At 34.3% G+C, this 19,065-nt stretch carries 15 protein-coding genes, 1 tRNA gene and 2 pseudogenes; 15 read left to right on the top strand and 3 right to left on the bottom strand.

Features of this window, described 5'->3' with window-relative positions; translation table 11 throughout:
* Window positions 1–92 precede the first annotated feature (92 nt).
* From MJ631_RS06825 to fmt, 6 genes are all read left to right on the top strand, one after another.
* On the top strand, window positions 93–1,049 hold the full coding sequence (locus MJ631_RS06825; RefSeq protein WP_007302084.1) for a hypothetical protein: 957 nt from the start codon (window positions 93–95) through the stop codon (window positions 1,047–1,049).
* Window positions 1,050–1,338: 289 nt separating this feature from the next.
* Window positions 1,339–2,088, top strand: coding sequence for a hypothetical protein (locus tag MJ631_RS06820; RefSeq protein ID WP_007302083.1), 750 nt, complete (start codon window positions 1,339–1,341; stop codon window positions 2,086–2,088).
* 211 nt (window positions 2,089–2,299) lie between these two features.
* Window positions 2,300–2,743: a PAS domain-containing protein gene (locus tag MJ631_RS06815; protein WP_019236701.1), complete on the top strand. Its 444-nt coding sequence runs from the start codon at window positions 2,300–2,302 to the stop codon at window positions 2,741–2,743.
* Between the two features lie 98 nt (window positions 2,744–2,841).
* Window positions 2,842–3,048 carry a 50S ribosomal protein L35 gene (gene rpmI / locus MJ631_RS06810; RefSeq protein WP_006013548.1) on the top strand — a complete coding sequence of 69 codons (207 nt, stop codon included), beginning with the start codon at window positions 2,842–2,844 and terminating at the stop codon, window positions 3,046–3,048.
* A gap of 21 nt (window positions 3,049–3,069) precedes the next feature.
* Window positions 3,070–3,435 (top strand): 50S ribosomal protein L20, encoded by a 366-nt coding sequence (gene rplT / locus MJ631_RS06805; protein ID WP_007302081.1) that lies wholly within the window; start codon window positions 3,070–3,072, stop codon window positions 3,433–3,435.
* A gap of 19 nt (window positions 3,436–3,454) precedes the next feature.
* A complete protein-coding gene (gene fmt / locus MJ631_RS06800) occupies window positions 3,455–4,354 on the top strand; it encodes a methionyl-tRNA formyltransferase (protein WP_012481877.1) in 900 nt (299 codons plus the stop codon).
* 207 nt (window positions 4,355–4,561) lie between these two features.
* Here the strand turns inward: fmt and MJ631_RS06790 are convergent.
* Window positions 4,562–5,510 (bottom strand): annotated as a pseudogene (locus tag MJ631_RS06790) (IS5 family transposase).
* 514 nt (window positions 5,511–6,024) lie between these two features.
* Here MJ631_RS06790 and dnaE point away from each other — a divergent pair.
* The 9 genes and pseudogenes from dnaE (at window position 6,025) to MJ631_RS06740 (ending at window position 16,676) form a co-directional block, all read left to right on the top strand.
* On the top strand, window positions 6,025–9,345 hold the full coding sequence (dnaE, locus tag MJ631_RS06785; RefSeq protein WP_096097239.1) for a DNA polymerase III subunit alpha: 3,321 nt from the start codon (window positions 6,025–6,027) through the stop codon (window positions 9,343–9,345).
* Window positions 9,346–9,394: 49 nt separating this feature from the next.
* The gene (gene rpsF / locus MJ631_RS06780; protein ID WP_052264806.1) at window positions 9,395–10,168 is read left to right on the top strand and encodes a 30S ribosomal protein S6; all 774 of its coding nucleotides are present in this window, start codon (window positions 9,395–9,397) and stop codon (window positions 10,166–10,168) included.
* Window positions 10,168–10,446 carry a 30S ribosomal protein S18 gene (gene rpsR, locus MJ631_RS06775; protein ID WP_015587948.1) on the top strand — a complete coding sequence of 93 codons (279 nt, stop codon included), beginning with the start codon at window positions 10,168–10,170 and terminating at the stop codon, window positions 10,444–10,446. The genes rpsF and rpsR overlap by 1 nt, the downstream gene beginning before the upstream one ends.
* A gap of 3 nt (window positions 10,447–10,449) precedes the next feature.
* Window positions 10,450–11,004: a 50S ribosomal protein L9 gene (rplI, locus tag MJ631_RS06770; RefSeq protein WP_007302077.1), complete on the top strand. Its 555-nt coding sequence runs from the start codon at window positions 10,450–10,452 to the stop codon at window positions 11,002–11,004.
* A gap of 130 nt (window positions 11,005–11,134) precedes the next feature.
* Window positions 11,135–12,436 carry an adenylosuccinate lyase gene (gene purB / locus MJ631_RS06765; protein WP_007302075.1) on the top strand — a complete coding sequence of 434 codons (1,302 nt, stop codon included), beginning with the start codon at window positions 11,135–11,137 and terminating at the stop codon, window positions 12,434–12,436.
* Window positions 12,427–12,498 (top strand) — tRNA-Met (locus MJ631_RS06760). Before purB ends, MJ631_RS06760 begins: the two co-directional genes overlap by 10 nt.
* 498 nt (window positions 12,499–12,996) lie before the next feature.
* A pseudogene (locus MJ631_RS06755) lies at window positions 12,997–13,945 on the top strand (IS5 family transposase).
* Window positions 13,946–14,208: 263 nt separating this feature from the next.
* Window positions 14,209–15,444 carry an ankyrin repeat domain-containing protein gene (locus MJ631_RS06745; RefSeq protein ID WP_262986291.1) on the top strand — a complete coding sequence of 412 codons (1,236 nt, stop codon included), beginning with the start codon at window positions 14,209–14,211 and terminating at the stop codon, window positions 15,442–15,444.
* Window positions 15,445–15,656: 212 nt separating this feature from the next.
* Window positions 15,657–16,676, top strand: coding sequence for an IS110 family RNA-guided transposase (locus MJ631_RS06740; protein ID WP_214303242.1), 1,020 nt, complete (start codon window positions 15,657–15,659; stop codon window positions 16,674–16,676).
* Window positions 16,677–17,284: 608 nt separating this feature from the next.
* Here MJ631_RS06740 and MJ631_RS06735 read toward each other — a convergent pair.
* Together MJ631_RS06735 and lipB are read right to left on the bottom strand one after the other, a co-directional pair.
* The gene (locus MJ631_RS06735; protein WP_052264793.1) at window positions 17,285–18,244 is read right to left on the bottom strand and encodes an LD-carboxypeptidase; all 960 of its coding nucleotides are present in this window, start codon (window positions 18,242–18,244) and stop codon (window positions 17,285–17,287) included.
* Complete coding sequence (lipB, locus tag MJ631_RS06730; protein ID WP_052264792.1) at window positions 18,244–18,861, bottom strand: lipoyl(octanoyl) transferase LipB; 618 nt, start codon at window positions 18,859–18,861, stop codon at window positions 18,244–18,246. Before lipB ends, MJ631_RS06735 begins: the two co-directional genes overlap by 1 nt.
* Between the last annotated feature and the right edge of the window lie 204 nt (window positions 18,862–19,065).

Raw genomic sequence — 19,065 nt, 5'->3', positions numbered from 1 at the left:
AAAGATATAGGTTTAAATATTTTATCCACTAACATAGAGAAGTATTTGTTAATTCAAATAATATTTTTGTTAATTAATTTAAGGAGTGTGAAATGCCAAAAAAATTCCAAAACACTAAGAATAGCATGCGAAAGAGAGAAACAACAAATAAGCAGGAGATGGATGGTCCAACAATTAGAATTGTATCTGACTTGGAAAGTATAAAACAAAACAGAAGAGTAGAATTTTTAATTAAAGGAGAGAATTTAACAGTAAAAGACCTCTCTATATCTTCTAGAGCAGCTGAGATAGGCTTGGTTACAGGAATAGTAAATTCAATAGACATTCCTCAAGCAATTCGTGAATCGACAATAGATGGAATTATTTTAGGTCTTAAGAGTGGAGAAATAGAAAAAAGTAAAGAATATAATTATAGAGAATTTAAGAAAATATATCTAAAAAACCTTGTAGATGAATTGGGTAAGGATAGTTCAAAAAAGCTAAAAGAAAGAACTGATGAAAATAGCCAATTGAGAGAATCTACTACTGAAGAAATTGATTATCAGATGCAGGAAGATGTAACTATCGAATCAGCTTCTTTAACAAAACAAGAATTCGATTTTGCATCAAGCAAAGTAACTACTAAAGAGATTAATGACGTAATAAATGAAATAGAAGAATCAAATGCTAGTTATGGAATTACTCCTGAAGATATAAGTAGTGTTTCCCGTTTTGATAGTAATTCACAAGAAGTGTTAGATCATTCTATATTTAATAGCACAGATGTGGAAGGGCCTAAATTACCCGAAATAAATGGAGGACAGTATATAGGAATAGCAGGGATTGCTGGTGGTATATTTGGTGGAGTGCTAGCAGTAGCTTTTGCAGGATTAGGATACTTTGTATGGCATAGAAAAAATAGGGAAGGTAGCTACGATGTTGAAAAAGCGATGAAAAACCTTCCTGAACAAGCTCAACTTGAGCATTCCGGATCTACATCAGAAATAGAATCTTTGCTCAGCAATGCTACATCGGTAGCACATCTATCTTCTCAGATTAGTGTCGAGTAAGATTCCAGAGTTTGATGGCACAACAGTGCCATCAACTTAGCTCTTACAGCACTTATATGCTCTGGAACCAAAGGAGAAGAAATTTTCCTGTCTTACAAAAAATTTTATAACTCTTTCTCTAATTTTATATCGTTTTTACTAAGGTATAATAAATTGCAATGAGAAATTCAGATATTAATATATGTATTATTTAGTATAATAAAAATATAAAAATCTTAGTGAAAAGATGTGGACTTAAATAATTTATCTTTTATACATAAGGAAATATTGGTCAGCTTGGGGGTCATATATGTCAAGAAGATTTAAAAATACTGTAGGAAAAAAAAGATCAATCAATAAGGAAAAAAGGAATAGATGGATTAGTATTGAATCAGAATTGCGAGATGTAGAACAAAACAGAACAATATATTTTCTATTGGGAGGAGGTGATTTAAAACTTAAGTATGTATGTATGCTTGACGATACATCTTATCGTATTCTTGTTGCTGAAGGAGAAATAGTGCATGCAGAAAATCCAAAAGTGATGATTGATGATATTGTTTCTGATCTCAAGAGTGGAAAAATACGAAGTTATAAAAGATATAATGCCAAAGAGTTTTATGAAAAGTATCTCAAAGAGTTTTTGAGTAATGAGAACTTGCAAAAGCTGGAAGCTGGTGATATTGAAAATACAACAGCAGAACTACCAAACTTAAAACAAGTAATGGAAGAAATGAAAAAATCAAACGCTAGCAATGGAATTACAATGCGAAATATAGAAAGTGTTCAAAATACGACGAATATTTTGGGTAATCCTATGATTCATGATACAAACTTGAGAGAGTTTAAATTATTGGAAACACCTTCAAACGAGAAAAATAATATAGTGTTCACAGTAGGTATGTTAGCAGTAACAGTAGCTTTGGTAGCAGCTGTACCATTTAAATGTTGGTTTTATAATAGAAAAAATAAAAGCCATAGTAGTGCTAAGGAAGAAACTCCATCTAGTTATTTATTAAGTGCAATAACTTTAGAAAGTGGAACTAATTCTATTCGTTAGCCAAAATATTGCAAAAATAGAATTTTTTTATTATTTTTTTACAGTTTCCTCATTTAATAATTTTTATGCTCTAATTATTATACTTAATTTATCATTACCTGTTGTGTAAACAGGATGAGAATTTTCAATAATCTACATCCTTTAGTAAGAAAAAATCAATACATTCACGATAAATTTACCTCATATCTGTGTTTTATATGTGGAATTTCGAATGGAAAATTATGCAGGCAAAGAAAGAAGAATAGTGAATATAGTTACTCAACATTGGAGTGATATAAAAGGATCAGATAGAGAATGGCCAGAAAGACATGAAATAGACACTGCAGAAATCATGGAGTCATGGCAGCATTGTTTTATCATTGAAGTTAAAGATCGAGGTTATATTTGTGAAAATGCAGGAGAAAAAGCTATTGAATTCTATGGTTTTGAAAAAAAGATGTACATCGATGATAAGTATGCAATTGATGCACCATTTTTGCGGTTATATAAAATAGATGCAGTTATTGATAAACTTGAGACTGTAATAGAGAGTAAATGCTCAATTAACGAAGAGGAAGAAAGTGAAAGTGTTAAAATAAGGCAAGTATTGCTACCAATTGGGAATGAAGAAGGTATAACACATATACTGGGTGTGATTACATTCAAGCTGCTTTAAAATACAATTTTAATTTGATTCTTTAATAAAATTATCTATACTCATACTTAATTACTAATAAAGAACTAAATAGTGGTGTTTGTAAATTTGTTTAGAATATGACGAAAATAAAATTAAAAACAAAATCTTCTGTCAAAAAGCGCTTTCACCTTACAGCTAAGGGTAAAGTCATCTCTACTCAGTCAGGTAAGAGACATGGCATGGTAAAAAGAAGTAAATCTAATATTCGTAATCAACGCGGTACAACGATTCTCAATAAATCTGACTCGCGTATAGTTAAACTTTATATGCCTTATGGTATTTAATAAAATGGAGGTAAGATAAAAATGGCTCGGATAAAGCGTGGAACCGCTACTCATGCTCGTCATAAAAAGGTATTAAAATTAGCAAAGGGTTATAGAGGACGGGCAAAGAATTGTTATAGAATTGCATTACAAAGGGTTGAAAAAGCACTACAGTATGCTTATAGAGACAGAAGAAATCGCAAGCGTGATTTTCGTGGTTTGTGGATAATACGTATTAATGCAGCGGCAAGAGAACATGGACTTACTTATGGTAGGTTTATGCATGGTCTTAAACTTGTTGGAGTTGATTTGAATAGAAAAATTCTTGCTGAGATGGCTGTTAATCATAAGGATGATTTTGCTAAATTAATAGAAACTGTAAGTAGTAAGTTAGCAGAAAATTCCTAAAGCAAACACACCTGAAAACATGAGAATTATTTTCATGGGGTCACCGGGGTTTGCTGTTGGTGCGTTAAACTTACTATTGAAATTACAGAGTGAAGTAGTAGCAGTATATACCAAAGCTCCAAAGCCTTCTGGACGTAGGCAGAGGTTAACAAAATCGCCAGTACACATCGTTGCTGAAAAAAGTGACATAGAGGTATGTACTCCTGCCTCTTTAAAATCTTCGATAGAGCAAGAAAAGTTTGGAAATTTTAAGCCAGACGTTGCAGTTGTTGCTGCGTATGGATTGATACTTCCAAAAGAAATTTTAAATATTCCCAAATATGGTTGTATTAATATTCATCCATCATTGCTACCTAGGTGGCGCGGTGCAGCTCCGATACAGCACACAATTTTAGCCGGAGATCAAGAAACCGGAGTTAGCATTATGCAGCTAGATGAAGGATTAGATTCTGGCCCTATTTTAAAACAGAAAAAATTTCTTATTGAAAAAAGCGATAATTATAAGACGTTGTATGATAAATTGTCTGAATTAGGTAGTGATTTACTGCTGAAAGTACTAAACGAAATTGAAAAGCAAGTTCCCTTAAAACAGAGCGATAACGATGCGTGCTATGCTGACAAAGTAAAAGACTATAAAATTTACGCAAGTGACGCCTGTGAAATTGCTTATAGAAAGGTTAAAGCATTTTATCCAAAAGCATTCATTAAGGTAGAGAATAAACGTATCAAGATACTTGATGCTGAATTTGAAGCCTTCACTTCAGGACAAGGTGAGATCATTAATGATAATATGCATATAAGTTTAAAAGGTGGTACTTTAATTCCTAAAGTTGTACAAATGGAAGGAAGAAATCCTTGCGATATTAAAGATTTTGTTCGTGGCTTAAAATCAAGTTTAACAAAAAAATTTATAGAATAGACTACTTTGAAAGGAGAGTGAGGAGAGCTAAAGCAACTTCTACAATTTGGTATTCCGCTGCTTGTTAGCGGAATCTACAACAAGATACCGCGTTTTGGTGTACGAACATTGCAATTTGCAGGTAATTTGAGTAGTAGATGGTCAGTGCTTGACACTGGAATGGCTTTGTTGCACAGCTCTTCGGATAGTGGGTAATGTATAATAAATTCATGAAGCTATATCAAACTTAGCCATGCCTATTTCAGTAAATTTGTTAAGCAAATAACACTTGAGTAGCAGTTCCTTCTCACGATTAATCTCAGATTTATTCCTAAAACTAAATCCAAATATTTGCTTCAGTCGCGAGAAAAAACTTTCTATATAAGATCTCTTCCAATAATTTATCTCTTTTTTCCACCTCTTCATACCATCTTCATCATATGACTTTATGAGCTTGATTGTAGAATTTCTCTCATTCATATAATCCAACTTTGGATGCTCTACTGCATTATTTTGCGGAGGAATCCTTGTCTTTATGTCAAGCTCATCGCACAGTTTGTATAACTTCTTTCGATCTATCTGCATATATCGTGCTTATGTTATACTTGGTATCCACTCTTTCAATAAGATCACAGGCTCCATAGTGGTCGGAATAAACTCCACTACTGTATTTTGCAGCTATAACTTTTTTACTACCTATCTCTAGCATTACATGTAGCTTTCTTGTTTGCTCATAGCGGCGATACTTTCTATCTGTACCATTTGCCTTACTATGGCCTGGAATATTATTGTAGATGCTGATACCTGTACTATCTATAGCAATTTCAATATCTTCCATATCGTTCTTATCAACTCTGCAGTCGTTGATTTTGATATTAAGCTTTTTAAACCTTCTTGAAGCCTGCGAATAGCTGATAATTTGCAAAATTTTCCCTATTTGCTCAAGATATTTCTCTATAAATCCCACTGTTTGCCTAAGACCAATCCTGAATAGATAGGTTATTATGTGAATTAGAATCACTACTTTGTCGCTGTAGACATTGTTGCCACCTGCTACTTTTGGACTATTTTCGTACCAATTTTCAATGGCATCGTTGATATAATGAAAAACATTTCCCCTTTCTTGAAGAAATTTGTTATATTCATTGCAGTTACTGACTTTCATTCTTATTGGCATATTTTTCCTTTGTCGGCTAAATATCTATTTTATAACAAATTCCATCAGTAACTGCCTGTTCTTTCCTTGAGTGGTGCAACAAAGCCCACTGGGATCCAGAACAGGTAATAAGAAGCACTGAAATGACATCTCTATAGAACTCCTAACCAATCAAAAATATTAAGAAATTTACTAATTATAAAAAAGGCAAAAGATCGCCCAATAGCGAGTTTTGACCCTATAATAATGTAAATTGGCGTTGTAATAATGTGCTAACGCTTATTTAAAGCGCGTTTTGGCTGAATGTAGAAAAAATAAAAAAGACATGCAGCCGCTATAATTTTATGTAATCTGCCAATATATACCTGAGTTTTTTACTGAATTTTTGTTGTTAAATCTGCAGAGATTAAAAACAAGGATAAATACTCTTATTGTCATGATAAGAAGACTGATGAGGTTTGTCAAGTTGACTCTATTGCATATCCTTATAAGTAAATTAATGTTATCCTTAACTATTGCTAATCTAAAATTTTTTATGTTCATACACTTACGTGTTCATAGCGTTTATTCTCTGCTTGAGAGTTCGGTTAAAATTGAGGAGCTGATTGGTCTTTGTTTGCAGAACAAAATGCCGGCAGTTGCAGTTACTGATTCAGGCAACTTATTTGGCTCACTTGAATTTGCAGAATATGCAGCAAATAAGGGAATACAGCTAATAGTAGGATGCAATATTATCGTTCGACACTTAGAACAAAATTTATCAATACTCCTACTTGCAAAAAATGAACAAGGGTACACTAATTTAGTCACTTTGGTGAGTGAGTCTTTTAAAAAGCGCAAAAATAGCAGCGATATTCCCTACGTTGATTTTGATGAGCTATTAAGTTTTAATACAGGTCTAATCGCCTTAACTGGTGGATGTTTGGCTCAACTGTTATTGGAGCAAGACAAAGAAACGGTTGAAAAACTGCTTTCAGCATTCGATGGTCATTTATATGTTGAATTGCAGCGTCATGGGCTGAATAAAGAGCTAGAGCTTGAAGAAGCTTTAATAGATTTTGCTTATCAGCGCAATATACCACTAGTGGCAACGAATGATGTGTTTTTTTCAAATAGATCTGATTATGAAGCTTATGATATATTAACGTGCATATCGGAGGGCAGTTATGCCCTGGAGAATAACAGAAAGAAGTTAACTACCGAGCATTACTTCAAATCTGTGGCAGAAATGGAGGAACTGTTCAGCGACATTCCCGAAGCAATTTATAACACTTTAGTGATAGCTAAGCGGTGCTCTTACATGCCAAGAAGCAGGCAGCCTATCTTGCCTAAATTTCCTTGTCGAGAAAATAAAACTGAGAATGAAGAACTGAGGGAGCAGGCAGTTGCAGGATTAGAATTCCGCATTGCAAATGAAACGGACATAGACCTTAAACAATACTACGATCGGCTGAATTACGAACTAAGCGTAATAACTTCGATGAACTACGCTGGCTACTTTTTGATAGTTTCTGATTTTATTCGTTGGAGCAAAGCAAATGGCATTCCAGTTGGACCGGGAAGAGGTTCTGGTGCTGGATCAATTGTTGCTTGGAGCTTGCAGATTACAGATCTTGATCCAATAAAATTTGGTCTGATCTTTGAAAGATTTTTAAATCCTGATCGTGTATCGATGCCTGACTTTGATATCGATTTCTGCCAAGAGAAAAGGGACCTGGTTATTGATTATGTTCAGAAAAAGTACGGTTATGTTGCTCAAATAATCACTTTTGGAAAATTGCAAGCAAGGGCAGTATTGCGTGATGTTGGTAGAGTATTGCAAATGCCTTACTCTCAAGTGGATAAAATATCTAAAATGGTTCCATTTAATCCAGTAAATCCTGTAACTTTATCGCAAGCGATAGAGTTTGATCAAAATCTTCAGAAAGAAAGGGATAGTGATGAAGTAATTGCCAAACTTCTTGATATATCTCTAAAGCTCGAAGGAATATATCGTCACGTTTCAACTCATGCTGCTGGAATTGTAATATGCGATCAAAAATTAGAAAATTTTGTTCCCGTCTATTATGATCCAAATTCGGCTCTGCCAATCACTCAATACAGCATGAAATATGTAGAGAAAGCTGGGTTAATAAAATTTGATTTTCTTGGACTTGGTACGCTAACACTAATAGATCATGTATGTCGTTTAATTAATCGTGATAAAAAAAAATTTGATATTTCCTCAGTTTCTTTGATTGATCAAAGAACCTATGAAATGCTCTCAAGAGGTGATTCAATCGGAGTGTTTCAGCTTGAAAGTTCGGGAATGAGAGAAGCTTTAATAAAACTAAAGCCAGACTGCATTGAAGATATCATCGCTTTAATTTCTCTTTATCGCCCAGGGCCTATGGATAACATTCCAACTTATGTTGCAAGAAAGCATGGACTTGAAAAGCCAGATTACATTCATCCATTGCTTGAGGAGGTGTTAAAAGAAACATTCGGAGTAATAATCTACCAAGAACAGGTAATGGAAATAGCGCGTATTCTCTCTGGATATAGCTTAGCAGAGGCGGATTTACTCAGACGTGCCATGGGTAAGAAAATTAAGGCAGAGATGGATAAACAACGTGAACTTTTTGTTCAAGGAGCAACAAAAAACGGTGTTGATTACGACAGGGCAAGTTATATTTTTGATCTTGTTGCAAAATTTGCTGGTTATGGATTTAATAAATCCCACGCTGCAGCATATGCGATTATATCTTACCAAACAGCTTACCTTAAGGCTAACTACCCGCTAGAATTTTTTACGGCCTTGATGAATCTCAACATTGATGATAGAGACAAACTGAATTTGTTTTATCATGCTGCAAAATTCAGTGGAGTTGCTGTTCTTTCGCCTGATATCAGCAAATCTAAGGCTGAATTTTCAATAGAGGGTGAGCACATACGCTACGGAATTGCTGCTTTGCGTAATGTTGGTTTTGCTATAGCAGAAGGAATAGTAAATGCACGCTCAAGTTCTTATAAGGACATATGGGAATTCATTCAAAATTTGGGGCATATAATAAATAAAAGGGCATTAGAAAGTTTAATTAAATCTGGAACATTCGATAGTGTGCACAAAAATAGAAAGCAGTTATACGAGTCAATAGACACATTGATTTACTTTGCAAATAAAAATAGGCAGTCAAATCAAGCTGCTTTATTTGGTAATCTTGATATTCTGAAGCCAAAACTTGAGAACGTGGAAGATTTTAATGAAGAGGAAAAATTAGAGCATGAGTTATTTTCATTGGGATTTTACTTAACTAATCATCCACTTGAAAAGTTTAGAACTCTCTTGAAAAAATTAAATATTGGGTTTATCGGAGAGAGTAAAACGATAAAAACTGCTGGTGTAATATTAAATGTGCGTATGAGAACCTCAGAACGTGGAAGATTTGTTATACTAACACTTTCTGATCCCCACAATGTTTCTGAAATAGCATTCTACAATAATGAAATAATAGAAGAAAAAAGGAATCTATTTTCACCTGGAGCATTTGTGATAATTGATCTTGAAATTTCAGAAAACACAACGAGACTATCAGGAAAGGACATATCTGAATTTACAGAAAAGGTTACTTCTCTAATGAAAGGATTAGTTTTAACTGCTGTATGTTCAGACTCGCAAAAAGTTGCTGAGGAGTTGAATGCAGTGTTGAAAAATGGAGGCAAAACCAAAATAATGCTAAAGTTTCTTCTCGAAAAACATAAAGTCAGCATCTTGTTGCCAGGTACATATTCAATCACCCCCAAAGCTATTTATGAAATATCTCACTTAAGTTGGATTGAAGACGTAGAAATTAATACAAATAACTTGCTTATATAAAAAAGTTTTATATAATTAAAGTGTTTAATTGATATTAAAGGAAGATATAGTGAATCTCTATGAATTTACTTTTATAGCACAACCGAACTTATTGCAGCAAGAAGTAGAAGAAATGGTCCAAGAATTGGCTATTTTGTTGAAAAATATTAAAGCAGATGTTATTTCTCAGGAGGTTAAAGGTCTCATAGAAAGAGAACATAGCACAGTTATAAAACAAGAGCTAGAGGCAAGTACCGAAAGCATTAAAAAAAGTCTGATTGTTTACTCTGATTTTTTGGAAACTCTGACAAAAATTTTGTGGGTTGAATTGGAAGAAGATTTTTCAAATTTAAAAGAAATAAAGTCAAGAATCGATAAAGAATTGAAAAATGAACTAAGTGATACGGGAATAAAACAAAATTTTATGGACCTTCCAGGAGCTAACACTAAAAGTGCATTTATCTATAATGTAGTAAATGCTTTTAAGGAAAATATTTCACAACATCTAATAAAGCCCCTTCAAGAGGTTTTAAAAAGTTTTAAAATAGTAGACTCAAATCAATTGAATAAAACACTGGAAGTGCTTTTGAAAAATATTGAAGCTTCAGGATTGATAAAATATGAATATTGGGGTCTATTGGATTTTGCATACCCAATAAATAAGATGAAAAGTGGTCATTACTGTATGATGTGTATAAGTTTTACTTCAAGCATTATGGATGAATTTGAGCGTAGAGTAAAACTGAATGAGAATATTATTCGCCACTTGTCTGTACGGGTTAATGAGTTTTTTAAAGGTAAATCTTACATGATGGATAAACAAATTGAGGAGAAAAGTGCATAATGATGAAAAGACGAAATAGTTTTAATAATTCTTACGTGTCTGTAAATAACAGAACTGGCTTTAGGCGTCCTAAGGTCTGTCCTCTTGCTGCATCTAAAGATGAGGACATAGACTATAAGAATATAGATTTATTGTCCAAATTCACCTCTGACTATGGTAGAATATTACCTAGAAGGTTAACAGGTGTGTGCGCAAGAAAACAAAGAAAGTTGCGCTTAGCAATTATAAGAGCACGCTTTTTAGCTCTTGCTCCTTACTGTACTAAAAAAGTTAGGTAATTTATGTTAATAATTTTAAAGGAAAATATAACAACTTTAGGTAAGCTTGGTGAAGTTGTCAAAGTTAAGCCAGGTTATGCACGTAATTTTCTTTTTCCACAAAAAAAGGCGATGAAAGCCACTAAGGAAAATTTAATAAAGTTAGAGGAACAGCGTTTATTATTGGAAGAAGAAAATACCAAAAAATTAAATGCAGCAAAAGTGCTTGCATCATCACTGCATGATAAATTTATTATATTAATAAAGCAAGCTTCAGAGGATGGAAAGATTTTTGGCTCTGTAACCACACGTGAAATTGCAAAAACTTTATTACAAGAAGGATATGATATAAGTCATCATAGTTTATCTTTGGGTGGAATAAGCATCAAAAATTTGGGCGAGTATCAAGTGAATATAGAATTACATAGTAAAGTGATAGTGCCAATTACTATATACGTTGTCAGATCTGAGAAAGATGCACATGAATTAAGGCAAGCAAAGTTGCAAAATCAGAAATCTGAGCAACAAGAGGCAGAGCAAGATGCGAGTAAAGAAGCTGCTGATGCTGATGATAGCTGATCAAAGATGATCCCTTGTTATAGTCGTAAAGAAATGTCTTCCATTGCTAGGCTGGTATCATCCCAGTGCTCCCCTCATGTCATTCCAGTGCATGACACTGGAATGACACCATTATTGGAATAAATCAAAAATGATTCCACGCTATAGCCGCAAAGAAATCTCTTCTATTTGGGAAGAAAAAAATAAGTTCAACATATGGCTCAAAATAGAAAAATTAGCATGTGAAGCTCAAGCAAAATTAAAAGTTATTCCAAATGATGTTGCTGAAAAGCTCTCTGGTGCTATTGAATTTGATATTGAGCGTATTAACGAAATTGAATCCATTGTAAAACATGATGTTATAGCCTTTTTGACATATATTGCTGAAAAAGCGGGAGTTGATGTTCGTTATCTCCATTACGGAATGACAAGTTCTGATGTTTTAGATACATGCTTTGCAGTGCAGTTGAAAGAGTCATGTGATATTTTACTCAAGAATCTAAAAAATTTACTTATAGTATTGAAAAAAAAAGCTGAGGACTATAAAGATATTGTTTGTGTTGGGCGCAGTCATGGAATGCATGCAGAACCAATAACTCTTGGATTAAAATTTGCTAGATTTTATGCTGAATTTAAACGCAATTATCAGAGATTAATTAGCGCGCAAAAAGAGATCTCAATTTGTAAAATATCAGGTGCAGTAGGTAATTTTACAAATATTAATCCATTTGTTGAAGAGTATGTAGCGAAAGAAATGGGACTCATACCTGAAACCATATCGTCTCAAGTCATCCCTCGTGATAGACATGCCATGTTCTTTTCAATTTTGGGAGTAATTGCAAGCTCAATAGAAAATATTGCAATTGAGATTCGTCATTTGCAAAGAACTGAAGTCGGCGAAATCTCTGAATATTTTTCCACTGGACAGAAGGGAAGTTCTGCTATGCCGCATAAGTGTAATCCTATTTTAAGTGAGAATTTGACTGGGCTCTCACGCTTAGTACGCAGCTACGTTTTTCCTGCATTAGAAAATGTTGCATTATGGCACGAACGAGATATATCGCACTCGTCTGTGGAAAGGTGCATTGCTCCTGATGCTTGTATAGCAATGGATTTTGCTTTAGTACGATTAACAGATTTGATAGATAAATTGGTGATCAATAAGGAAAATATTGAAAAGAACTTAAATTCTTCAAAAGGCTTGGTTTTTTCACAACGAGTATTACTCGAGTTGGTAAATAGTGGTTTGGCGAGGGAAGAGGCGTATAAAATTGTTCAGAGCAATGCAATGAAAGTGAAACAAAACAATAGTGATTTTCTGGCCGAACTGAAACAAGATAAATCCTTACTTGAAGTTATTAACTCTAAAAAACTTGAATCTTTGTTTGATTTGAAGTATTATACGAAGCATGTAGATCATATATATAGCAAGGTTTTTAATGAGGCTGAGTAGCTCAGTGGTAGAGCAGGAGGATCATAATCTCTTGGTCGGGGGTTCAAATCCCTCCTCAGCCACTCAAGCTAAGCTATGGTTTGGCGATAGCAGCGCATTTGACAAAATAACGTGATTCATTGTCAATTAACTGAAGTCTTTTTTCAGTTGTTCATATAGTATATGGAATAATGTATGTGAAGTGATAAAGATACAACATTTGTTGTATCTATTCAGGGGAATGGCTAATGGTATCCGTTCAAGAAAGTGGTAAGGTAGATGAGAAAAGACAACTAAATGAATTTCATCCGAGTAGCTGACACTGACATCTATATAAAGACAATCTAATGCACTCATTTAAAGTGAAGTTTTCTGGATCCCAGTGTCTAGGCACTGGGATGAAAAGAGTTGACTTGAATGACACCGAATAGGCACTGGGACAGAGGCTACTTGAATAATATTTCACCATGTCATTCCAGCACTTGATGCTGGAATGGCTTTGTTGCACCACTCAAGGAAAGAACAGGCAGTTACTGATGGAATTTGTTATAAAATAGATATTTAGCCGACAAAGGAAAAATATGCCAATAAGAATGAAAGTCAGTAACTGCAATGAATATAACAAATTTCTTCAAGAAAGGGGAAATGTTTTTCATTATATCAACGATGCCATTGAAAATTGGTACGAAAATAGTCCAAAAGTAGCAGGTGGCAACAATGTCTACAGCGACAAAGTAGTGATTCTAATTCACATAATAACCTATCTATTCAGGATTGGTCTTAGGCAAACAGTGGGATTTATAGAGAAATATCTTGAGCAAATAGGGAAAATTTTGCAAATTATCAGCTATTCGCAGGCTTCAAGAAGGTTTAAAAAGCTTAATATCAAAATCAACGACTGCAGAGTTGATAAGAACGATATGGAAGATATTGAAATTGCTATAGATAGTACAGGTATCAGCATCTACAATAATACTCCAGGCCATAGTAAGGCAAATGGTACAGATAGAAAGTATCGCCGCTATGAGCAAACAAGAAAGCTACATGTAATGCTAGAGATAGGTAGTAAAAAAGTTATAGCTGCAAAATACAGTAGTGGAGTTTATTCCGACCACTATGGAGCCTGTGATCTTATTGAAAGAGTGGATACCAAGTATAACATAAGCACGATATATGCAGATAGATCGAAAGAAGTTATACAAACTGTGCGATGAGCTTGACATAAAGACAAGGATTCCTCCGCAAAATAATGCAGTAGAGCATCCAAAGTTGGATTATATGAATGAGAGAAATTCTACAATCAAGCTCATAAAGTCATATGATGAAGATGGTATGAAGAGGTGGAAAAAAGAGATAAATTATTGGAAGAGATCTTATATAGAAAGTTTTTTCTCGCGACTGAAGCAAATATTTGGATTTAGTTTTAGGAATAAATCTGAGATTAATCGTGAGAAGGAACTGCTACTCAAGTGTTATTTGCTTAACAAATTTACTGAAATAGGCATGGCTAAGTTTGATATAGCTTCATGAATTTATTATACATTACCCACTATCCGAAGAGCTGTGCAACAAAGCCCACTGGAATCCAGTTTTTTTGTGCAATTCCGTCAAAAAAAGCGCTTTCGTGTTTACCAACTTAGTTAGATTCCAGTGTCAAGCTACTCGGATGACACCAAAGAGGCTATTTGAATCTAATTTACTATTCACAATCCCGGTTATTAGCTTATTTGAGTTGACTTTTCATCATAATTATGTAATAATTAAACATATTGTTTAATATTGAAGGTAGAATTATGATAGGAGAATATGAGTCACTGGAAAAAGTACTGAGGACGATTGAGGTTAAGGAAGGCTTAAATAAAGATAATATAATTGAGGAAATAAAAACAGAACTAGAAAAACAGGATCAAGGTCTATATCAAGAGTGGAAGAAAGGTAAATTTGATGTAAATTATGTATTTTATATTCCCGCATATGAAAAATTGACGTTATTAATGATAGCTGCTAAGAATGGTCACGTAGATGTAGTAAAGGTTTTACTCGAAAAAGGAGCAAATGTTGATGAGAAAGGTTGGCGTGATGCGACTCCTTTGCATTTCGCTGCTGGGAATGGTCACAAAAAGACAGTAGAGGTTTTACTCAAAGCAAAAGCAAATGTTAATGCAGTAGATATTGAAGGGTGGACTCCTTTACATGTCGCTGCTCTTCATGGTCGAGCAAATATAGTAGGGGTTTTACTAGAAAAAGAAGTAGTTGTTGATGAGAGAGATCATTCGGGTAATACTGTTTTGCATTTAGCTGCTAAGAATGGTCACGTAGATGTAGTAAAGGTTTTACTCGAAAAAGGAGCAAATGTTGATGAGAAAGGTTGGCGTGATGCGACTCCTTTGCATTTCGCTGCTGGGAATGGTCACAAAAAGACAGTAGAGGTTTTACTCAAAGCAAAAGCAAATGTTAATGCAGTAGATATTGAAGGGTGGACTCCTTTACATGTCGCTGCTCTTCATGGTCGAGCAAATATAGTAGGGGTTTTACTCGAAAAAGGAGCAAATGTTAATGAGAAAGGTTGGCGTGATGCGACTCCTTTGCATTTCGCTGCTAGGAATGGTCACAAAAAGACAGTAGAGGTTTTAATCCAAGAAGGAGCAAATGTTAACGCAGTAGATCGATATGGAAAGACTCCTTTAGATTATGCTGAAGGTTATGCTAAGAATCAAGACGTAGTAAAAGCTCTATTAGACGCAAGAGGAGGTTCTTTTGTGAAAGCACGTAATAAGGCAATGATTGCTGGTGGAGTGAATACATTATTAGGCACTGCTATAGCAGTGGCACTTTTTACAACTGGAACAATTACAGCTCAGTTGATACCTATCGTTATAGCAGTGGTTGCAGTTACAGCAGCAGCACTGGTAGTTGGTTGTGCTACATATGAATTACTAAAGCCTAGTACTAAAGTTGATGGAGCAGAAAAACCAATTGTCAACTCAATAAATGAACAGCAGGGAGTTACTAGCATTTCTTCATATTAGAGCGCGTGACGCAGGTTCCTGGATCCCAGTACTGGGATGACAATGAAGGGGCTGCTTGAATAACAACGAAGGGTTATTTGGATAATAGCCGTACATACTGTAATTGCTATTGAATGATGGAGAGACATACTCCATTATTTTAGCACGAAGTAACAAATTCAATGAATTAGTTCTTCAAGAATAATTTAAACTTTTACAGTAGGAGTAGTCTCATGAAACATTATAGCGGGTTAGATGTCTCACTCAAAGAAACTTTTATTAGTATCATTGATGAGAAAGGAAAAATTGTTAAAGAAGGGGTTGTTGCAAGTGAAAGCAGTGCAATAGCTGAGTTTCTGCTTGGTCAAAACAAAAAATACGAGTCCATAGGAATAGAAAGCGGGCAATTATCAATATCGATGTGCAAAGAGTTGAGGAATCTTGGATTACCAGTAACTTGTGTAGATGCAAGGCATATGGCAGCAGCATTATCTGCGAGAATCAATAAGAATGATAAAAATGATGCAAGAGGCATAGCACAAATGATGAGAGTTGGGCTATTTAAGGAGGTATTAGTAAAATCAGACGAAGCTTGTCAGGTTAAAATAATACTTGGAAGCAGAAGACAATTAATACGTTGCAGAGAGCAAATTGCGGGAACAATAAGGGGATTACTGAAAATATACGGGATAAAAGTTAATCAACGTCTTAGTTCTGCAAACTTTGCTTTAAAAGTGCAAGAAATGGTTAATAATCTAGATGAAATTAGCCAAACCTCAATTGAATCATTAGTACATAGTTTAGAAATAATAGAAGAATCAATAAGAAAACTTGATAAAATGCTCTCAGAACAAAGCAAAAAAGATGAGGATTGTAAATTATTAACTACTGTTCCAGGAGTTGGTATTATAGTAGCAATGACATATAAAGCTGCAATAGATGATCTGCATAGGTTTGAAACATCTTATACAGTTGGAGCCTATATGGGATTAAGTCCAAGACAGTACGCTTCTGGTGAGATTGATCGACACGGAAGTATATCAAAAATGGGACCAGTGGACTGTAGGAATATGTTATATGAAGCCGCGCAGGTCTTACTGGTAAAATGTAAAAGGACATTTAAATTAAGAAGCTGGGGATTGAAGCTTAAAAAGAAAAAGGGCATGAAAAAAGCAATTGTTGCAGTAGCAAGAAAATTAGCCGTGATTATGCATAAGATGCTAATCGATAGAAAAGAGTTTTGCTATCAATAAACACTAAAGAAGTATAAAACAATAATTTTACTGAAAGTAAAGATAGCAATGCCGATGGAAGGGATAAGCAAGAGGATAAGTTGAAGCATAGACTTCGTGGCGTACATGTTGCCGTCCACTTCCGCCTAACAAGTATAGTGCGGCTTGGCTACAATATGAATTAGCCATATTAGACCGCGGAGAGAACAATGGAAGCATGCTACTTTTAACTTATGTAAAATCATTAAGACTATAGAGGAAAAGAATGATACCTTAGTTTTTATAAGCTTAATGAATATGTGGATAAATACTTTAAGTTTGTGTGGACGTATTTATCCACATATTCATTGGCTACATAGTTTAAAAGAGATTAATTGGAAATTAGTGTTGATGTTTTTATTGCCAATAAAACCTCTTTTGATTGAATAAGATAATACAATAATAAATAAAAGGTTGTATTAGAGCTGAATTTTACATCAAAAAATATTTTTCATGATACAAAAAATTATTGTTGACTTTTATGCAATTAGAGAACTTGATCTGGATCCCAGTGTCTAGGCACTGGGATGACAAGGGGGGATACTAGGATGACAACGAAGGTGCTGGAATGAAAGGAGTGTGAGATAAAGCTACTTGTATAACTGTTGCACATCCATAAACTCTTTCTCGTCTTGCATGCTGATGATAGTGTGAGTGTTGAGAGGTAAAGGGTCATTTCTATGTCCATGTCCTACCCCTTTTATTGTAAATACTGGAAAGTTAACACTTTTTGCAAACCTTTCTTTTACAATTTCAACAAGATTATCATTATAACAGTTAACAAAGTCACCGAATATTACTGCATCTACTCCATCAAAAATATGAGCTTGTTTTAGGTGATCTAGACTTCGCTCAATTGAATATGGATAAACTTTTATGTCTTCTAAAAATAGAATTTTGTTTTTTGCGTTTATTTGCCAAGCAGTTCCTATGCTATTTTCAACCAAAGTCATATTACCACCGATGATTTTAGACTCTAATTTGCCATTTTTTAGTCTAATGCCATTGTCGATCATTTTTAGGTTATCAAATCTGATAGAGTTGCGTTGCTTAAGAATTAACTCTTTTAATTTTTCAACAGAGGTTTCAGCAACAGAGTTATTTACTATCATTTCCAGCATGGTACCGTGAAGAGTTTGCCAGTCATATTTAACTTGCAGATAAATATGTAAAGCAGTGATATCACTATAGCCTATAAGAATTTTTTTGTTTTGAGCAATTCTTTCTTTTTTATCATTGGGTAACTTTTCTAGATAGGGAATTAGCCGAGAAGCCCCTTCTCCTCCTCTGATACACCAAATTATTTTGCTATCATCAGTGAGCGCATTAACCAAATCATTCGCTCTAAACTCATCAGAGTTAGAATAAAATGGGTTGTCATTACTGTATATTTTCTCCGAAATGTGAGGATTAAAACCCAAAGTTTTTACGGATTCTTTTATAGTGGGCAGATCTGATTCTTTTCCCTTCGAAGAAGGAGCAATAATATCAACTTGATTTGCAGGATTAGTGAGTAAAAGGCATAGAAAATAAAGAATAAAGGAATACATTAAAATATCTTATGAAACTCTTGCTTTAATATATCATCTAATTCGCAAAGAGAAACTTTTACTCCTAGTTTTTCCATTGATGTAACGCCGTAATCTTTTAGTCCACAAGGAATAATACCCTCATAGTGGGAAAGGTTTGGAGAGACATTAAGCGCTATGCCGTGATAAGTTACCCATTTTCTCAAGCGAATGCCAAAAGCTGCTATTTTTTCTTCTACTCCGTTGTTGTTCACCCAAATGCCTATTCTATCTTCCTTAAATTCCCCAAGTATATTAAAGTGTTTTAAAACATTTATGATCCAATTACTTAGGTCTCTGATATATAGTTTTATGTCACATTTGTTTCTTTTTTTAAGATTTAGCATTAAATATATAATGCGCTGCCCTGGTCCGTGATATGTATATTTACCACCCCTACCTGTTTTATATATAGGAAATAATTTTTCAATAATGTCATCATCTGTTGCACCGATTCCTGCTGTGTAAAGTGGAGGGTGCTGGAGCAGCCATACTAGCTCATCAGACAAATTATTGTAAATTTGTTGAATTTTTGCTTCCATGAATTTTATAGCATGGTTATAATCAGTAAATTGGTTAGAGATTAGCCATTCTGTCATGTTCTATTTCTTTAGGTCTATCAATGTCATTCCAGCGCTTGACACTGGAATCCAGAAATTTAATTGTAGATAGCACACTGAACTGGTGAGCATAGTTGCTTTACGCTAAAAAGAATGTCTTTGACTAGATTGTATGAAAAGCTGGATCCCAGTGTCAAGAACTGGGATGACATCATTCTTGTAACACTAATTGATATAATTCAA

The organism is Wolbachia endosymbiont of Oryzaephilus surinamensis (genome assembly GCF_025617515.1).
In the GTDB taxonomy this organism is placed as follows: domain Bacteria; phylum Pseudomonadota; class Alphaproteobacteria; order Rickettsiales; family Anaplasmataceae; genus Wolbachia.
The sequence above is the reverse complement of the archived record's forward strand: the minus strand, read 5'-3'. Positions and strand labels throughout refer to the sequence as shown.